This window comes from Pontibacter sp. FD36 (genome assembly GCF_015686655.1).
Lineage (GTDB): Bacteria > Bacteroidota > Bacteroidia > Cytophagales > Hymenobacteraceae > Pontibacter.
The window spans coordinates 60,366-78,201 of sequence record NZ_JADPMP010000008.1 but is presented as its reverse complement, the minus strand read 5'-3'; the positions used below and the strand labels follow the sequence as shown (position 1 = coordinate 78,201).

15 protein-coding genes and 1 tRNA gene are annotated in these 17,836 nt (G+C 50.5%); 6 read left to right on the top strand and 10 right to left on the bottom strand.

Features of this window, described 5'->3' with window-relative positions; all coding sequences use genetic code 11:
* Positions 1 to 72: 72 nt before the first annotated feature.
* From I0P70_RS12375 to mltG, 5 genes are all read right to left on the bottom strand, one after another.
* Positions 73 to 1,329, bottom strand: coding sequence for a site-specific integrase (locus I0P70_RS12375; RefSeq protein ID WP_230392164.1), 1,257 nt, complete (start codon positions 1,327 to 1,329; stop codon positions 73 to 75).
* Positions 1,330 to 1,544: 215 nt separating this feature from the next.
* A tRNA-Ser gene (locus I0P70_RS12370) sits at positions 1,545 to 1,629 on the bottom strand.
* A gap of 175 nt (positions 1,630 to 1,804) precedes the next feature.
* Positions 1,805 to 2,779, bottom strand: a complete 975-nt coding sequence (locus I0P70_RS12365) for a YihY/virulence factor BrkB family protein (RefSeq protein WP_076422731.1) — start codon at positions 2,777 to 2,779, stop codon at positions 1,805 to 1,807.
* Positions 2,776 to 3,189 (bottom strand): thioesterase family protein, encoded by a 414-nt coding sequence (locus I0P70_RS12360; protein ID WP_007653357.1) that lies wholly within the window; start codon positions 3,187 to 3,189, stop codon positions 2,776 to 2,778. The genes I0P70_RS12365 and I0P70_RS12360 overlap by 4 nt, the downstream gene beginning before the upstream one ends.
* 101 nt (positions 3,190 to 3,290) lie before the next feature.
* A complete protein-coding gene (gene mltG / locus I0P70_RS12355; RefSeq protein WP_230392163.1) occupies positions 3,291 to 4,361 on the bottom strand; it encodes an endolytic transglycosylase MltG in 1,071 nt (356 codons plus the stop codon).
* 209 nt (positions 4,362 to 4,570) lie between these two features.
* Here mltG and I0P70_RS12350 point away from each other — a divergent pair, with 209 nt between their 5' ends.
* A complete protein-coding gene (locus I0P70_RS12350) occupies positions 4,571 to 5,197 on the top strand; it encodes an L-threonylcarbamoyladenylate synthase (RefSeq protein WP_196118245.1) in 627 nt (208 codons plus the stop codon).
* Positions 5,198 to 5,347: 150 nt separating this feature from the next.
* Here I0P70_RS12350 and I0P70_RS12345 read toward each other — a convergent pair whose 3' ends face one another.
* Positions 5,348 to 6,238, bottom strand: coding sequence for a lysophospholipid acyltransferase family protein (locus I0P70_RS12345; RefSeq protein ID WP_370583213.1), 891 nt, complete (start codon positions 6,236 to 6,238; stop codon positions 5,348 to 5,350).
* A 162-nt stretch (positions 6,239 to 6,400) separates the two neighbouring features.
* Between I0P70_RS12345 and I0P70_RS12340 the strand changes: the two genes are divergently transcribed.
* The 5 genes from I0P70_RS12340 to I0P70_RS12320 all read left to right on the top strand — a co-directional run bounded on the left by I0P70_RS12340 (position 6,401) and on the right by I0P70_RS12320 (position 13,506).
* Positions 6,401 to 6,985, top strand: coding sequence for a WbqC family protein (locus I0P70_RS12340; protein WP_196118235.1), 585 nt, complete (start codon positions 6,401 to 6,403; stop codon positions 6,983 to 6,985).
* Positions 6,986 to 7,100: 115 nt separating this feature from the next.
* Complete coding sequence (locus I0P70_RS12335; RefSeq protein ID WP_196118233.1) at positions 7,101 to 9,704, top strand: ATP-dependent Clp protease ATP-binding subunit; 2,604 nt, start codon at positions 7,101 to 7,103, stop codon at positions 9,702 to 9,704.
* Positions 9,705 to 9,888: 184 nt separating this feature from the next.
* The gene (locus I0P70_RS12330) at positions 9,889 to 11,448 is read left to right on the top strand and encodes an acyl-CoA carboxylase subunit beta (RefSeq protein ID WP_196118231.1); all 1,560 of its coding nucleotides are present in this window, start codon (positions 9,889 to 9,891) and stop codon (positions 11,446 to 11,448) included.
* Between the two features lie 99 nt (positions 11,449 to 11,547).
* Positions 11,548 to 12,618, top strand: a complete 1,071-nt coding sequence (locus I0P70_RS12325; protein ID WP_076422737.1) for a M42 family metallopeptidase — start codon at positions 11,548 to 11,550, stop codon at positions 12,616 to 12,618.
* A gap of 93 nt (positions 12,619 to 12,711) precedes the next feature.
* Positions 12,712 to 13,506 (top strand): ABC transporter substrate-binding protein, encoded by a 795-nt coding sequence (locus I0P70_RS12320; RefSeq protein ID WP_230392161.1) that lies wholly within the window; start codon positions 12,712 to 12,714, stop codon positions 13,504 to 13,506.
* A gap of 177 nt (positions 13,507 to 13,683) precedes the next feature.
* Here I0P70_RS12320 and I0P70_RS12315 read toward each other — a convergent pair whose 3' ends face one another.
* The 4 genes from I0P70_RS12315 to I0P70_RS12300 all read right to left on the bottom strand — a co-directional run bounded on the left by I0P70_RS12315 (position 13,684) and on the right by I0P70_RS12300 (position 17,683).
* On the bottom strand, positions 13,684 to 14,205 hold the full coding sequence (locus I0P70_RS12315) for a hypothetical protein (protein ID WP_196118230.1): 522 nt from the start codon (positions 14,203 to 14,205) through the stop codon (positions 13,684 to 13,686).
* Positions 14,206 to 14,225: 20 nt separating this feature from the next.
* The gene (locus I0P70_RS12310; RefSeq protein ID WP_196118228.1) at positions 14,226 to 15,455 is read right to left on the bottom strand and encodes a 3-phosphoshikimate 1-carboxyvinyltransferase; all 1,230 of its coding nucleotides are present in this window, start codon (positions 15,453 to 15,455) and stop codon (positions 14,226 to 14,228) included.
* A complete protein-coding gene (gene aroB, locus I0P70_RS12305; RefSeq protein ID WP_196118226.1) occupies positions 15,452 to 16,489 on the bottom strand; it encodes a 3-dehydroquinate synthase in 1,038 nt (345 codons plus the stop codon). The genes I0P70_RS12310 and aroB overlap by 4 nt, the downstream gene beginning before the upstream one ends.
* A gap of 63 nt (positions 16,490 to 16,552) precedes the next feature.
* Positions 16,553 to 17,683 (bottom strand): bifunctional 3-deoxy-7-phosphoheptulonate synthase/chorismate mutase type II, encoded by a 1,131-nt coding sequence (locus I0P70_RS12300; RefSeq protein ID WP_196118224.1) that lies wholly within the window; start codon positions 17,681 to 17,683, stop codon positions 16,553 to 16,555.
* Positions 17,684 to 17,836 lie beyond the last annotated feature (153 nt).

The following is a 17,836-nucleotide window of genomic DNA, read 5'->3' as shown; positions in this document are numbered from 1 at the left end:
TCTGGACAAGCCCCACCCGTGCCCAGAGGCTGAGGCGGTGCATCTCCAATGAACTAACAAAGTGACCTTATTTCACGCTTTCCTAGTGAGTCTGTCCCGAAGCTGCTGCATGTCCTCCCCCACCTTCCGGTCCAGGATCTTGGCGTAGTGCTGGGTGGTCTTGATGTTGGTGTGGCCCAGCATGCGGCTCACCGTCTCGATCGGTACTCCGTTGGAGAGGGTGACGGTGGTGGCGAAGGTGTGGCGGGCGATGTGGAAGGTGAGCGTTTTCTGTATACCGCACACGTCGGCGATCTCCTTGAGGTAGGCGTTCATCTTCTGGTTGCTGAGCACCGGCAGCACCCTGTCCTGGTACAGGCACTGCGGATGGTTTTCGTACCGCTCCAGAATAGCCAGGGCCACCGGCAGGAGCGGGATCCGGGAGAGCGTCTCGGTCTTCTGCCGCCTGGTGAAGATCCAACGTTCCCCGTCCATCCCCTCCCCTATTTCAGAGCGCTTGAGCTGCTGTACGTCGACATAAGCCAGGCCGGTGTAGCAGCTGAAGAGGAAGACGTCCCGCACCTGAGCGAGCCTGTCTGTGACGAACTCCTTTTCGGCCATCCGCTGCAGCTCGCCCTCGGTGAGGCACTCGCGCACCACCTCCCGCTTGCTCATCTTGTAGCCAAGGAAGGGGTCGCGCTCCAACCAGCCGTTTTTCAGGCACAGGTGGATGACCTTCTTGAAGTTGGCCAGGTACTTCATGGTGGTGTTGTGGGCGCAGCTGCGCACCGTCTTGAACCAGAATTCGTAGTCGGTGATGAAGCTGTAGGCGAGCTTCTTCACGTCCATATCCTCTAAGCCGAACTTCCACTGGATAAAGTCACGGGTGTGCTGCAGAGAGGTCGTGTAGCGCTCCAGGGTGCCCGGGGCATAGTCCTTGCCCACTAACTGGGCCATCTGCTCATTGTGCATGCGGAACACCTCCAGCAGCAGCACAGGCTTTTCCTCCACTCCCATCCACTTTTCTCTGAACGACTCCACTGTTACGGGCCTGCCCTCCTCCAGCAGCTCCCGGTGGTGGGCGTAGGCCTTGTTCCGGAGGGTATCCAGGTAGGCGTTGACGCTCCGGGCCTCGGCCGAGCTGCCCTTCATTTTGCCCGCCTCTATCGACCAACGGTCAGGCGAGACGTAGCGGTGGGTGCTGAGCTCCAGGCGTCTGCCCTGCAGTGTGACGCGCAGGTAGATCGGTACAAGGTTGTCTTTGGTGGTCTTGGCTTTCCTGCCGTAGAACAGGATACTGATTTTGGTGTCCATACAATTCCTCCTTTTATGCTTAAAATTAACATCCAAATGAAGGCTCCACAAGATGTAAAAAATCTGTACATCTTATTTATAGCCAGCTATTTAAGCATCAATTCGGGTACCCGGAATCGGAATAGCTTCGGGTACCCGAATTGGTTACCTCAGGAAGGAGAGAAAATGTAAAATTCAGGTGGGGCTAAAAACAAAAAAGCCCTTAAATCGCTGATTTAAGGGCTTTTTATGCTAACTGATAAGTTACTCCGCAGAGAGTGAGGGATTCGAACCCCCGGACCTGTTACAGTCAACGGTTTTCAAGACCGCCGCGTTCGACCACTCCGCCAACTCTCTGTAATTGAATCGAGCACAAAAGTATAGTGCTGCCGTGAATTTTCAAAACTATACGCAATTATTTTTCGCTTGTTAGGCCATTTCAGGTATAAGCGACTGATTTTGAAGCGGTAAATTTTTCACTGCTTTTGGCTTATACCTTGCTTTGAGTAATGCCTTACCCCGCCTGTACTATTTAAGCGGCTGCCGAAGTGGCTTTCTCAGCAGTTTGGGCTGTCTTGCGGGTAAGTCGCTTCGTTACCGTATCAATGCTTACATTGATCTCGAACCCGAGGATCAGGATCATAGACACAAAATCAAGCCAGATCATCAAACCAATGAGGGCCCCGATAGAGCCGTAAAATTTGTTGTAGGTATCGAACGCACTGATGTAAAGCGAGAAGATCATCGATACCACAAAAATAAGGATGGTTGCTACCACGGCGCCTGCCGAGAAGAAAGGCCACTTATCCTGTATGGCAGGCACATAGTAGTAGATGAGCGAGGTTGCCAATAGAAAGAGCAGTATAATTGCCACGTACTTCAGCATCACGATCAGGGTATAGGTATAGCTCTCCGTCACGACCTCGTAAAACACCAACACATCTAGGATCCACTGCCCAAAGAAGATCGCCGCCACTGCCAGAAACAGGATAGATGAAAGCGCTACGGTAAGTACGGTGGCAATCACCCGCTTTTTCAGGTATGGCCGCTTATAGAAGGTATGGTATTTTTTGTCGAAGGCATCCATTAGCGACATAATACCATTGGTGGACAGAATCAGGGCAAAGAGAAAACCGAAAGAGAGTAGTCCCCCACGTGGCTTGTTCACAATGTCGTCGATGGTGCCGTAGGCCACGGTATACATCTCTTCGGGCAGGAAGTCTGCCAGGAAGTTAAGGATGCTCTCGCCCAGGTCCAGCGACAATATACTGGGCATGTAAGGTATGAGCGTGAACAGAAAGATGATGGTCGGGAAGATGGCCAGTGTGAAGTTAAAGGCCATGTATGAGGCACGCTTGGTAATGGAATCCAGCCTGAGTTCGCCCAGCAACACATCGGCCACATCGTATACCGAAGACTGGCCATTGTTAAAGCGCCATCTCTTCAGGAACACGATGAATTTGCGATACGCTCTGCGGCGCTTCAGATATTGCTGGTTCAGCCTCATTCGCTATAGTATCCGTCCAACTTCTGGTGTATCAACGCAGGTATAGCCGTCGGGCGTCCTGACTTCATGTCCACAAACACCATAGTAGTCTCGCCCACGTTCAACAGCGTCTGTTCCTCGTTATACACCTCGTACTCAAACTTTATACGCGAGCCATGCGGCTTGTGCTTAAGAAAGAGCTTGATCGTGAGCAGATCGTCGTACTTGGCCGGGCGGATATACTTACACTTGAGCTCCAGCACGGGCATCATGGTGCCCGTCGCTTCCATCTCCTTATAGTGTATACCTAACCTTCTGAATACCTCCGTACGGGCCACCTCATAGTAGGCAGCGTAGTTGCCATAGTAGACATAGCCCATCTGGTCGGTCTCGGCGTAGCGCACGCGTATCTGTACTTCTGATTCGAACATTTATTTAATGGTTGAATGGCTAAATTGTTAAATGGTTGATCTTCTGTAGACATTTATTACACCTGCGAATCAACAATTTAACAATACAGCAATTAAACAATTTACTTTAAAATATTCCGCTGCGTCAGTGCTCGCTGATAGCGGCGGGCATTGGCGATGTGCTCGGCGTGGGTTACGGCAAAGCTGTGGTAGCCAGAGAAGTCTTCCTTGGCGCAGAAGTAAATGTACTTATGCTGTTCCGGGTTGAGCACCGCGTCGATGCTGGAGATATCCGGCACATTGATCGGGCCCGGAGGCAAACCGGCATAGCGGTATGTGTTGTATGGCGAGTCGTGCTGCAGGTGCACGTTGAGCACGCGGCGGATTGTGAAGTCGCGCACAGCATATACCACGGTTGGGTCGGCCTCGAGCTTCATGCCTTTCTGCAAGCGGTTCAGGTATACGCCAGCCACACGCGGCTTCTCATCGTTCTTGATCGTCTCTGCCTGCACAATAGAAGCCAGCGTGGATACCTCTTTCGGAGATAGTCCCATCTTCTCGGCCTTGGCCTTGCGCTCGTCTGTCCAAAAGCGATCGTACTCGGTCTTCATGCGCTGTATGAGTTCCGGTGCCGTGATGGTCCAGTATACCTCGTAGGTGTTGGGTATAAACATGCTCACCACCGTGGTTGTGTCGAAACCGAGTGTCTGCAGGTACTCCTGATCATTGAGCAGGCTGTCTATCTCGGCAGCCGATGGCTCTACTGCCGCGGCCAGTTTTTCGGCCAACTGACTGCGCAGCCGGATGTTGTTGAAGGTGAGCTTTAGCGGGGACTGCTCTCCCAGTCGCAATACGCCAATGAGTTGGCGGTTGCCCCAGCCGTTTTCGATCTTATACCTGCCTGGCTTCACCAGCTCGTCGTAGTCCATGAGCTTGGCCATAAAGCGCAGCGAAAGGCGGTCGATGATCACACCGGTAGCCTCTACAGAATCGAGGGCCTGTGTGTAGTCAGCGCCAGATGGGATGTATACATAGGTGTCTTGCCCTTTGGTGTCTACGTTGGCGGTATACACAATCTGGTAGGCATAGTAGGAAAAGCTCACAAACAGGAACAGCACCAGTACAATGATGCCGGGTATCCACATGCTTTTCTCTTTTTTGACGCGTCTGCGTGGAGTGACTTCGTTAGCCATAATGTAATTAAAAGTCCCGGATAAGGATGTAGGTTCCGGGCCCGTTTAGTTTAGGCTACAAAAATAACACTAATCTTGCTTATCTGACTAATTTTGAGCCGGCATCTGTCCTAAAGTCTCTATTTACCAACCTCAAGGGCTATACCTGCAACGCAGAGGGCTTTTATGCAGTATGCCTTACTTAATGCACCAACAAGCAAAATAAAACTATGGCCAACGCTGTTTTCCTCCAGATACACCCGGACAATCCACAGCCAAAAAAAATACAGGAAGCCGTCGAGATTCTTCGCAACGGCGGCATCATCATCTACCCGACCGACACTATTTACGGCCTCGGCTGCGACATCCACAATACCAGGGCGGTGGAGCGCGTCTGTCAACTGAAAGGGATAAAGCCAGACAAAGCGAACCTCTCCTTTATTTGCTCTGACCTGACCCATATCTCCGACTACGCCAAGATCGATACCCCTACTTACAAGGTGATGAAAAAGGCACTACCCGGACCATTTACCTTTGTGCTTGACGCCAGCAGCCGTGTGCCACGCTATGCCGGCAGCAAAAAGAAAACGGTAGGTATACGCGTGCCCGACAACAAAATTGCCCTGGCGCTGGTGCAGGAACTCGGCAACCCAATCCTCTCCACCTCCATCCGCGACGAAGACGAAGTGATCGAGTACAGCACCGATCCTGAGTTGATCTATGAGAAGTACCGCAACTTAGTAGATGGTGTGATAGACGGTGGCCCCGGCAACAACGTAGCCTCTACTGTGGTAGATGCTGCCAACAATTTCGAAGTGCTGCGGGAAGGCGCAGGGGATATTGAGGAATACCTTTAAGTTTAGGAGACTGGGAGTTTGGGAAGTGTGAATTTTGAGAGAACCGATTTCTCTACTTACCTATCTATCATAGATCCAGGCCTTTAGAGCCGCTTCCTAATACCTCCTAACTCTTGCTTTCCAAACTCTCTAACTTCTAAACTCCTAAACTTAAACTCTCTTATGTTTCCACCGCTTATGCGTCCAGAGGTAGTTGGCGGGGTTGCGACGGATGGCAGCTTCCAGTTTACGAGCGAAAGCTTCGGTGATGGGGAAGGTGCCTTCCTCAGGCTTGGTAGTGCCGTCGGATAGCACATCAAACGTAAGGCGATAATAGCCACGTTTTTCTCGCGCCACATCCAGGAACAGCACTGGGCAGCCAAAGGTATGCGCCAGCTTTTCGGCACCGACAAAGAAAGGAGTATCCTGGTTGAGGAAAGTTGTCCAGAACTGGATCTCTCCATAAGGGGGAGTTTGGTCTGAGAGCATAGCTACCACACGCGGAGTCTTTCTGTTTCGCACAAAGTCACGCATGGTGTCTTTCATTTCGATCAGGCGAGCACCGAGCCGCCCGCGCAGGTATAGCATAAACTCCTCGAAGAAGGGATTCTTGATTCGCTTGTATACCCCTTCAGCCGGAAAGCCAAACTGCACCGCTCCAGCAGAAAGAATCCATTCCCAGTTGCCGGAGTGAGAGCCCATGGTGATGACGGTCTTACCTTGCTGCACAAAATTATCGAGCACCTCCTGGTTAGAAAACACAATGCGGCGGCGCATCTCAGCTTCGTCCATCGAGGCCAGCTTTAGGATTTCCACGATCAGGTCCGGGAACTGCTGGTAAAAGGCCCTGGCTATACCTCGTATCTCGTGTTCAGATTTTTCAGGGAAAGAGTTGCGGAGGTTTTGGAGTACGACCTTTTTGCGGTATCCTACCACATAATACACCAACACAAACAAAAAGTCGGCTAACAGGTATAGTACAGGCAGCGGCAGCAAAGAAAGGCCTTTGAGCAACCACCACAGCGGGTAATAAAGCACAGGTATGTTTGGAGATTTTTTCACGAAGTATAATCGCCTGCAAAGGTACGACCTATACTTGCATTATGAAATTAAAGAAATCGTGCTTATTTCGCATCTTATCCCAGGTATAGGATACACCCCTACAAACTTCAAACTTTCTAACTCCCAAACTTTCTGACTGATTTGCTCCTCTTAACCGAAATAATGTACCACCCACCTATTCAGTTTTTTGCTGCACTGCTTAAGTCTGATGGTATGCTGCTAGAAAAACACGAGAACTATATAAAGCAGAGCTACCGCAACCGCTGCCACGTGCTCACCGCGCAGGGCATGGTGCCACTGAGCGTGCCAGTGCTGCGGGGCAACAGTAAAGATAAGATTTCGATTGCCGAGATCGAGATTGACTACAGCCAGAAATGGTACAACGTACATTGGCGTACGATACAAGCCGCCTACGGACGGGCGCCCTATTTTGAATTTTACAGTGACTACATTCGGGAGGTGTATGAACGGCAACCGAAATATTTATTTGACCTGAACGTTGATTTATTGCGGCTTTATCTTAAATTTCTGAAACTGGATCGGCGAATCGGGTTCACAGACAGCTATCAGACAGAGCAACCGGAGGGGGTGCTCGACCTCAGAAATAGGATACATCCTAAAATCATTCCTGACAACTTGTACGTACAACCCTATACACAAGTATTTGGCAAACAATTTGTACAAGACCTTAGTATAATTGACTTGTTGTTTACACAGGGTCCGAAGTCGCTTTCCTACTTACAATAATGCCCCGGCAAAACTAAACCTTTGTGGAGTTGGGCTTGTTTAAATCAGGGGCTTTTCCTGTTAGCCTCAACGAGTTACAACATTTTAGACCTTTACATTTTTTTATAGAGTATACATGGAAGCTAAATTCTCAAACAGAGTGAAAGAGGTTATCTCACTCAGCCGCGAGGAAGCTATCCGCCTTGGGCATGACTACATTGGCACCGAACACCTGGTGCTGGGCATGATCCGGGAAGGAGAAGGTACTGCCATCGCCTTACTGAAGAAGCTGGGCGTTTCGATAGATGAACTGAAGTACGCTTTAGAGCAGGCTACACGAAACACCGCATCTCAGAACAGCAACATCACTGGCAGCATCCCGCTTACCAAGCAAACTGAGAAGGTGCTTAAGATTACTTATCTGGAGGCCAAAATCTTCAAAAGTGATATAATAGGTACTGAACACCTCTTATTATCCATCCTCCGGGATGAAGACAACATTTCTTCTCAAATCTTAGCGAAATTCAACGTGAACTACGAAGCAATAAGAGACTCCCTGGATTATCATAGCAATAATCCACTGGCATCGTCTGACACGGACGATTCTGATGATTCTGACAAGTTATTCGGCTCTTCTTCACGCGCTGGCAGCAGCTCGAGCAAGAAGCCTGGCGAAAAATCACGCACTCCGGTGCTTGACAACTTTGGCCGCGACCTGACCAAACTGGCAGAAGACGACAAGCTCGACCCGATTGTGGGCCGTGAGAAAGAAATCGAGCGCGTAGCCCAGGTACTGAGCCGTCGTAAGAAGAACAACCCGATCCTGATTGGTGAGCCTGGCGTAGGTAAAACAGCTATTGCTGAAGGACTTGCACTGCGCATCGTGCAGAAAAAAGTAAGCCGCGTGCTCTTCAACAAGCGTGTGGTTACCCTTGATTTGGCATCACTTGTAGCTGGCACGAAGTATCGCGGTCAGTTTGAGGAGCGTATGAAAGCCGTAATGAACGAGCTCGAGAAGTCTCCTGACGTGATCCTGTTCATTGACGAGTTGCACACGATTGTGGGCGCTGGTGGCGCTTCCGGTTCGCTGGATGCCTCCAATATGTTCAAGCCAGCGCTTGCCCGTGGTGAGATCCAATGCATTGGCGCGACTACGCTTGATGAATACCGCCAGTACATTGAGAAAGATGGTGCTTTGGCCCGTCGTTTCCAGATCGTGATGGTAGACCCTACCACACCGGAGGAAACCATGGAAATCCTGCACAACATCAAAGACAAGTACCAGGATCACCACCACGTAAACTATACTGATAAAGCCATTGAGGCCTGCGTGAAGCTTTCGGACCGCTACATGAGCGACCGTTTCCTTCCAGACAAGGCTATCGACATCCTGGATGAAGCTGGTGCGCGTGTGCACATCAACAACATCATCGTGCCGGATGATATCCTGAAGCTTGAAGAGCAGATCGAGAACATCAAGGTAGAGAAAAACCGCGTAGTGAAGAGCCAGAAATATGAAGAGGCTGCCCAACTACGCGACAAAGAGAAAAAACTGATTGACCAACTCGAATCCGCTAAAAAGAGCTGGGAAGAGGAGACCAAGAAGAAGCGCTACACGGTAAAAGAGGAAAATGTGGCAGAGGTTATTGCCATGATGACAGGTATACCGGTGAAGCGTATCGCCCAGAACGAAGGCGTGAAACTTTTGAACATGGGCGAAGAGCTCAAGGGTAAAGTAATCGGCCAGGACAAAGCGATTGGTCAGTTAGTGAAAGCCATCCAGCGTACGCGCGTGGGTCTGAAAGATCCGAAGAAGCCAATCGGTTCATTTGTATTCCTGGGTCCGACTGGTGTAGGTAAAACGGAGCTTGCCAAAGTACTGGCGACATACCTGTTCGACAAAGACGACGCACTGGTGCGTATCGACATGAGTGAGTACATGGAGAAATTCAGCGTATCTCGCTTGGTGGGAGCGCCTCCGGGTTACGTGGGTTACGAAGAAGGTGGTCAGCTGACGGAGAAAATCCGCCGCAAGCCATACTCTGTGGTACTGCTCGACGAGATCGAGAAAGCGCACCCGGACGTGTACAACCTGCTCTTGCAGGTACTGGATGATGGTATCCTGACGGATGGTCTTGGCCGCAAGGTTGACTTCCGTAACACGATCATCATCATGACCTCCAACATCGGTGCACGTGATCTGCAGGACTTCGGTGCCGGTATCGGTTTCATGTCGAAGAGCAAGCAGGAGAACGTGGATGATATCATGAAGGGCACGATTGCCAGTGCGTTGAAGAAGACCTTCTCGCCTGAGTTCCTGAATCGTCTGGATGATGTGATCGTGTTCAACTCACTTGGTCGTGAAGACATGCACAAGATCATCGAACTGTCGCTTGGCAAGCTGTTCAAGCGCATTGAGGCCTTGGGTTACAAGATCGAGCTTACCGACAAAGCCAAGGATTTTGTGGCTGAGAAAGGCTACGATCCAAAGTATGGTGCCCGTCCGTTGAACCGTGCTATTCAGAAGTATATCGAAGACCCGATTGCGGAGGAGATACTGAAAGCCGAGATCGCACAAGGTGACACCATGATGGTAGACTTCAAGGAAGGCGAAGAGAAACTGACTTTCGCTTCTAAAAAGAGCAATGGCAAGAAGCCGAAAGGTATAGCCAATGACGGAGAAGAGGAAGAGACTGAGCCAACCAAGTCGTCTGGTGACGGTGAGAAATCTGACAAATAAGGTTTAAGACCTACTATTACAAGGGCTGTTCCTAACGGGGCAGCCCTTATTTTTTGACTTTATCGGAAAGATATACTCTGGTAAGGAGCCAAATTTTGCTTCTAGTATAGCTGATTTCGGCTGATAGTTTTTAAATTTGACAATTATTCAATCGATATTCCATAAAACAGATATACCCTATTTCATGGCAGGAGACATCAGACAGAGCCAGATAGAAACGCTGGAGCGCAAAAACGCCGAAGCCTTGCTAGGCGGCGGACAGGACAGAATAGAAGCACAGCACAAAAAAGGCAAACTGACAGCCCGTGAGCGCATTCACCTTTTGATGGATGAGAACTCTTTCGAGGAGATCGGCAAGTTTGTGATGCACCGCTCCAAAGACTTTGGTTTGGATAAGCAGTACTACCTCGGCGACGGCGTGGTAACCGGCTACGGCACCATCAATGGCCGTCTGGTGTACGTTTTCTCACAGGACTTCACGGTACTGGGTGGCTCCCTCTCTGAGACACACGCCGAGAAGATCGTGAAGATCATGGAACTGGCCATGAAGAACGGTGCGCCGGTGATCGGATTGAATGACTCCGGTGGTGCCCGTATCCAGGAGGGCGTAGTGTCATTGGGTGGTTATGCTGATATCTTCTACCGTAACACACTTGCCTCTGGCGTTATACCTCAGATCTCGGCCATTATGGGACCATGCGCGGGTGGCGCGGTGTATTCCCCTGCCATCACCGACTTCATCATGATGGTGGAAGACACGTCCTATATGTTCGTGACCGGCCCGAACGTGGTGAAAACGGTAACACACGAGAACGTAACGTCTGAAGAGCTTGGCGGTGCCAGCACGCACAGCACTAAGAGCGGTGTGACGCACTTCTCCTGCGCTAACGAAGTGGAGTGCATCAACTACATCAAAAACCTGTTGAGCTATATCCCGCAGAACTGTGAGGAATTGCCCCCGTCTGTACCTTACGAGGAAGCGGCGGACGAAACACGCACTGTACTCGACACCATTATACCTGAAAACCCGAACCAACCTTACGACATGCGTGAGGTGATCGAGGGCATTATCGATGCAGACTCTTTCTTTGAAGTGCACAAAAACTTCGGAGAGAACATCGTGGTTGGCTTTGCCCGTCTGGGTGGACGCAGCATCGGCATCGTAGGCAACCAGCCTGCCGTACTAGCCGGCGTACTCGACATTAATGCTAGTACCAAAGCTGCTCGCTTCGTGCGCTTCTGCGATAGTTTCAATGTGCCGTTGCTGGTACTCGAAGACGTACCAGGCTTCCTGCCGGGCACGGATCAGGAGTGGCGCGGCATCATCACCAACGGTGCCAAGTTGCTGTACGCCTTCTGCGAAGCGACTGTACCACGTATCACGGTGATTACCCGTAAGGCCTACGGCGGTGCTTACGACGTAATGAACTCCAAGCACATCGGTGCTGACATGAACTACGCCTGGCCAACTGCAGAGATCGCGGTAATGGGTGCGCAGGGTGCTGCCGAGATCATCTTCAAGCGTGAGATTGCAGAAGCTGAAGATCCGGCTGCAAAGCTTGCTGAAAAGGTACAGGAGTATAAAGATAAATTTGCAACGCCATACCGTGCCGCTCACCGTGGCTTCATTGATGAGGTGATCATGCCAGGCGAAACACGCGCTAAGCTGATCAAGGCCTTCAAGATGCTGGAAAACAAGGCCGTGAGCCTGCCTCGCAAGAAGCACGGTAACATCCCGCTTTAACTGCATTAAGTAACGAGCATGTACAGTCACAGAACATCTGGCTGTACATGCTCGTTATGTTTAACAACCATTGTCTATACACTACTGAAAACGACCCTGATGAGAAAAGAATCATTTGAGTTCCTTGAGAAATATCTGAACAACTCCTCTCCTACCGGCTTCGAGTCTGAAGGACAGAAACTGTGGCTGGAGTATGTGAAGCCATACATTGAAGATTACTTTGTGGATACGTACGGCACCGTGGTAGGTGTGATCAACCCGGAGGCGGAGTACAAAGTAGTGATCGAGGCGCATGCCGATGAGATATCCTGGTTTGTGAACTACATCACACCGGAAGGCTACATTTACCTGAAGCGCAATGGCGGTTCCGACGCACTGATCGCTCCATCAAAAAGAGTGAATATCTATACCTCCAAAGGTATCGTAAAGGCTGTTTTCGGTTGGCCGGCCATACATGTGCGCAAGGTTGAGAATGACAAAGCTCCTACCATCGAGACGGTGTTTTTGGACTGTGGGGCCAGCAACCGCGAGGAAGTAGAGAAAATGGGTATACACGTAGGTTGCGTGGCTACCTTTGAAGACGAGTTTACGGTGATGAACGACAAGTTCTACGTAGGGCGTGCGTTGGATAACCGCGTGGGTGGTTTTATGATCGCTGAAGTGGCCCGCATGATTCATGAGCGCAAGCACAAGTTGCCATTCGGTCTGTACATCGTGAATGCGGTGCAGGAAGAGATCGGCCTGCGCGGCGCTGAGATGATCGCACACCGCATTAAGCCGGACGTAGCCATCATCACCGACGTAACGCACGATACGCAGTCGCCGATGTATGACAAGAAGAACAGCGGTGACATCCACTGTGGCAAAGGTCCAGTGATTGCCTACGGTCCGGCCGTGCAGAACAACCTGCGTGATTTGATCATCAATACGGCTCAGGAAAAAGAGATCCCATTCCAGCGTTCTGCCGTTTCACGTGCAACCGGAACCGACACGGATGCGTTTGCATACTCTAATGCGGGTGTAGCCTCGGCTCTGATTTCACTACCGTTGAAGTACATGCACACAACAGTAGAGACCGTGCACAAAGACGACGTAGAGAACGTAACGAAACTGATATACGAAACACTGCTAAAAATCGAAGACAACCAGGACTTCCGTTACCTGAAATAGAAATCGCTTTTAGCCCAAGAGAAACCACACTGTGCCCGAGCGCCTGGTGTGGTTTTTTGTTTTACCGCCATCCCAAATTGCTTACTTTTGAACATGCGCTTCCCCTATACCTTCATCGACCAGATGGACCACACCGTTACGCTGCCACACTTACCGCAGCGTATCATTTCGCTCGTACCTTCCCAAACAGAGTTGCTTTTTGACTTAGGACTGGAAGACCGCATCGTGGGCCTGACCAAGTTCTGCATTCACCCAAAAGATAAAGTAAAACAGAAGACCATTATCGGCGGCACCAAGAACTTTAAGTTGGAAGTGATTGACGAACTGCAACCAGATTTGATTATTGGGAATAAAGAGGAGAACTACGAAGAAGGTATAGCGGCATTGCAGGAAAAGTACCCCGTCTGGATGAGCGATATCTATACCTTGGAAGACGCCTTGGAGATGATCATTCAAATTGGGAAACTGACAGGTACTGAAGTTAAAGCACAGGAACTAGTAAAAGGTATAGCCCTTGGTTTCGAGAAGCTAATACCGGCGCAGCCCGCTATATCTACGGCTTACTTTATCTGGCGCAAACCTTATATGGCGGTTGGCAGCGACAACTTCATCGACCACATGCTGCAGCGTTGCGGCTTTAGCAATATTTTCGCCGACCAGCCCCGCTATCCAGAAATATCGCCCGAGCAACTGCAAACAGCCAATCCACAACTGATTCTGCTGTCATCAGAGCCCTACCCTTTTCAGGAAAAACATTTCGCAGAGTTTAGGGAGCTGTGTCCACAAGCGAAGATAAAAGTAGTAGATGGGGAAATGTTCAGCTGGTATGGAAGCAGGTTGCTGAAAGCTCCAGAGTATTTGCAAGGTGTAATTGCAGAGGTCAAATAAGGTATAGCGTCAATGACGTCAACTTAAACATTTTTTGTCATTTCGACCTGGAGCCCTCGTTTTTGGAGAAATAAGAAATATTGCTACTCTTTTGAGACAAACCAGATGACTATATTCTCTCGAGATGACAACCGGGGGCAATAGCTCCTCGAATAACGGCATTGGGTATAGCGCCCCTTAAGCTCCTAATTGCTTTAACAAATGCTCTGCCCGTTCGGCTATACCTTGAAAATAAGCAGCGTCTTCTTGCACTTGCGTTGCCGTTCTACCTATGACTTCTCGCTTGTTTATCGGGTCAGTCAGATTGGAAAACTTGACGATCTTAAAAACCCGCTCTGCCTGTATGGCGGCTCCTTCCACCGCCTGTTCCAGTTTCCCGATTAGCAATTGCCTGAAATCCTTCTTTTCAATCGCCTCTTCATCGAGTAAGCGCAACACGGCAGCAACCGCTTCGTCTTCAAAATCGGAGTTGATGGCAATGTCGATCAGCTTATCGGTAGGTGGTGCGGGGAGGCGCAGCAGGGTGAGGTAACCACCGCCTTGCTTGGCTGCGGTGGCGTAATACTTCAACCAAAATGAATTGGTGAGCGGGTCTTTGTAAACGGCAGCAAACCCACCTTCGGCAGTTTCCATCAGTTCAAACTGCGGCAGCAACACCTCAATCAGGCCAGCATCCCCGTACAAATAGCGCTTCCCCATTAGTCATTACTCATTAATGACTATTCATTCACTGTTACTTCAAAGCCCATTTTCTCCAGATCTTCCCAAAACCGAGGGTAGGACTTGCGCACCACATGCGGTTCCTGAATCTGGATAGGCTGCAATAAGGCAATCGGGGCAAAAGCCATGGCCATGCGATGATCTTCGTAGGTCCTGAAATTCAACTCCCGATTGGTCAAAAGGGTTGGGTTCATCTGGAATACCCCAGGGGTTCTCTCTTCCAATGAGGCACCCATACTCAGCACCTCAATCTGCAATGCCTGAATGCGGTCTGTTTCTTTGATGCGAAGGCTCTCCAATCCAGTCATCTCTACGGCTATACCTAAGGCTGCACACAGCGCCACAACAGTCTGCGCCAGATCAGGGCAATTGCTAAAATCGAAGGTTACTCTTTTCTCGGCATGCTTTTTTGTGAGACGCACACCTTCTTGCTTGAACTCAGTATGAACGCCTAACCTGCGCATGATATCCACAATAGCTTTGTCGCCTTGGTGAGAATCTTCATGCAGACCCAGCAAGGTCACATCCGCCTCTTTGGCCAAGGCCACCATGCTATACCAGTAGCTGGCTGCTGACCAGTCTGATTCCACGGCGAAAGTAGCGGGATTATATTTTTGGTTCGGCACCCTGATCGTGTTTTCCTCAAAGCTGGCCTCTACTCCGAAGTGCTGCATCAGGGCCAGGGTCATTTCAATGTAAGGGCGTGAACTGATCTTCCCTTCCAGCTCCAGCTCCAGCCCATCGGGCAACAATGGCGCCACCATGATCAAAGCGGAAATGTACTGGCTGCTGATATCGCTGCGAACTTTCAACTGCTTTTTGCCGCTGCCTTTAAAGCCGCTGATCTGGAGGGGCGGATAACCTGCTTCGCCCAGGTAGGCTATACCTACTCCCAATTCCTGCAAGGCCTCTACCAACACTTTGATCGGCCGCTGGCACATGCGATCGGTTCCGGTAAGTGTTTTTTGCTGACCAGTCACGGCATAGTAGGCTGTCAGAAAGCGCATCACCGTACCCGCGTCTTCGGCGTCGATGGTTTCCGAGTCGCTATTCAGAAGTCTTTGCAGGAGTTGGGTATCATTGGCCTCGGAGAGGTTCTCCAATTTGGATTCTCCCCCAGCCAAGGCTGCGATAATCAGAGCACGGTTTGCCTCGCTTTTGGAGGCTGGTAATTGCACACGACCTTTCAGTATACCTGTAGGGTGCGAAAGAGTAACGGTTTTCGTCATAGTAGCTGGTAATAGCGCAATGCTTCCTGTATTTCTGCCACGGTCACAGGCTGGTCCCAAACGGCCTTGCCTATACCTTGCAACAGTGTACAGTTAATAGTGGAATGAGTATTTTTCTTGTCCTGTAAGGCCAGTTTGGCCATCGCCTGAACATCTTCTTCTGTGAGTTTCACCTTTTCGTAGATCGACACCAGAAACGTCTCGATTTGGTCCAGTTCCCGCTTTGTGAGCAAGTCTTTCTTCATGGACAGGTATGCCTCGCACAGCATCCCCACCGCAATGGCTTCGCCATGCAACAGTTCACGACCGGGTTGCTCCATCAGGTAGCTTTCTACGGCGTGGCCCACCGTATGGCCAAAGTTGAGCACTTTGCGATAGCCGCCTTCCAAAGGATCGTCCTCCACCACGGCTGACTTTATACCTACCGAGTGCCGGATCAGGTCATCCCAATTTTCAGTAAAAAGTCCAATGTGCTGCTGTTCCTCAAAGGCAGCTGCGTCGGCGATTAGCCAATGCTTGATGATCTCGGCATAACCTGACTTGAGCTGGCGCTGCGGAAGCGTGTTCAGAAAAGAGGGATCAATGATGACGGCTTTGGGCTCTTTGTATACCCCTATGTGATTTTTGAGTCCGTGAAAGTCTATACCTGTTTTGCCGCCCACGCTGGCATCCACTTGCGCCAACAGCGTGGTGGGCACCTGCACAAAATACATTCCGCGTTTGAACGTAGCCGCACAGAAACCACCCATGTCCCCGATCACACCACCACCTAGATTCACTAACACCGACCAGCGGTCCAGATGGAGCTCCGTCATGCGCTGCCAGATGTGCTCGCAGGTCTGCAGGGTTTTGTTTTCCTCACCGCTCTTTATCTGGATGATATCATGCTCGGGCAGGTAGGGCTTTACCTGCGGGTAGCAATGGTGCAGGGTGTTCTCGTCCACCAGCACGGCTACTTTCGAGAAGGCGAGGTTTTTCAGCACCTCTTTTAGCTGCGGCAGCACGTCTCGCCCAATGTATATGCTTTCAGTCACGCGGATTAGGTTTTGATAGGTATAGGATCAGAAAAAAAGTTGGCTCTATACCGACGTATACGCTTATGAGGCCTGTTCCGGCTTAGTGTCAGGCTTTACTTCCGGATTTCCAGCCTGCATGATCATGGTTTGCTTTCGGATAGACTCCACATGAATCAACTTATAGAGTTCTTCCACAAAAGCCGGGTTTATACCTGCTTCGGAGGCCCAGTCGGCACGGGTTTGGAAAATTTCTTTCCAGCGCTCGAGCTGCAGCACCTGCACGTTGTTCTGTTTTTTATACTCCCCAATCTGCTCTACTAAGGCCATGCGCCTCGCCAAAGCTCCGATTAAGTCGTGGTCGGCCGCATCAATCTTCAGGCGCAATTCCTCCGCCCGGTTCACCAGTTCGACGTCATCATAATTAGTTTTGCGCACCTGCAGATTGTCCAGAATTTCGGCCAGGGCTGCTGGCGTCACCTGCTGCTCCGGGTCGCTTAGGGCTACTGCCGGATTGGGGTGAGTTTCAATCATCACGCCGTCATAGCCCATGTCAAGTGCCCGTTGCGACAAAGGGTGAATCAGTTCGCGGGTACCACCAATGTGGCTCGGGTCTACGATCACAGGTAAACCCTGAAAACGCGCCTTCAGCTCGATCGGAATCTGCCATACCGGTGCGTTGCGGTACTTGGACTGTTGGTACGAGGAAAAACCACGGTGAATAGCGGCCAGATCTGTTATACCTGACTGGTAGATGCGCTCGATCGCTCCGATCCAAAGTGCCAAGTCCGGGTTCACAGGGTTTTTCACCATTACGGGCACGCTCACTCCGCTAAGGGCATCGGCTATCTCCTGCACGGCAAAGGGGTTCACGGTGGTGCGGGCACCAATCCACAGCACATCTATACCTTGCTTTAGGGCTTCTTCCACATGCCGACCGGTAGCCACCTCAGTCGTTACGCGCATACCCAGTTCACGCTTCACGCGGCCCAGCCACTCCAGTCCCTGCAGGCCTATGCCTTCAAATGTGTTAGGTCGGGAACGCGGCTTCCAGATACCGGCCCGGAACAGGTGCACATTCAGCTTTTTCAGAGCCTCCGCCGTCTCCATTACCTGCTGTTCGCTCTCAGCGCTGCAGGGCCCGGCGATGACCAGCGGCCTGCCTCTCTCAGCCAGCAAATCAGAGAAATATGTGTCTTTATTCTTGAAGTTCATGCGTGTCAATTGTCCATACAAAGGTACGACAATTACAACAGTTATGCAGCGGATCTAGTTTAAGGGTGTACTTGCACTGAAAAACAGTACAAAAATATACCTTAAGTACCAGGTGTCCATAGTGTATAACTATAACGCATACACTATCTTTGC

Coding starts and splice junctions, on each gene's coding strand:
- I0P70_RS12300 (WP_196118224.1), bottom strand. CDS start 17,683: ATGAACTTCAAGAATAAAGACACATATTTCTCTGATTTGCTGGCTGAG.
- I0P70_RS12360 (WP_007653357.1), bottom strand. CDS start 3,189: ATGTTCGAATCAGAAGTACAGATACGCGTGCGCTACGCCGAGACCGAC.
- mltG (WP_230392163.1), bottom strand. CDS start 4,361: ATGGCTAACGAAGTCACTCCACGCAGACGCGTCAAAAAAGAGAAAAGC.
- I0P70_RS12325 (WP_076422737.1), top strand. CDS start 11,548: ATGAGAAAAGAATCATTTGAGTTCCTTGAGAAATATCTGAACAACTCC.
- I0P70_RS12320 (WP_230392161.1), top strand. CDS start 12,712: ATGCGCTTCCCCTATACCTTCATCGACCAGATGGACCACACCGTTACG.
- I0P70_RS12365 (WP_076422731.1), bottom strand. CDS start 2,779: ATGAGGCTGAACCAGCAATATCTGAAGCGCCGCAGAGCGTATCGCAAA.
- I0P70_RS12335 (WP_196118233.1), top strand. CDS start 7,101: ATGGAAGCTAAATTCTCAAACAGAGTGAAAGAGGTTATCTCACTCAGC.
- I0P70_RS12340 (WP_196118235.1), top strand. CDS start 6,401: ATGTACCACCCACCTATTCAGTTTTTTGCTGCACTGCTTAAGTCTGAT.
- I0P70_RS12330 (WP_196118231.1), top strand. CDS start 9,889: ATGGCAGGAGACATCAGACAGAGCCAGATAGAAACGCTGGAGCGCAAA.
- I0P70_RS12310 (WP_196118228.1), bottom strand. CDS start 15,455: ATGACGAAAACCGTTACTCTTTCGCACCCTACAGGTATACTGAAAGGT.
- I0P70_RS12315 (WP_196118230.1), bottom strand. CDS start 14,205: ATGGGGAAGCGCTATTTGTACGGGGATGCTGGCCTGATTGAGGTGTTG.
- I0P70_RS12350 (WP_196118245.1), top strand. CDS start 4,571: ATGGCCAACGCTGTTTTCCTCCAGATACACCCGGACAATCCACAGCCA.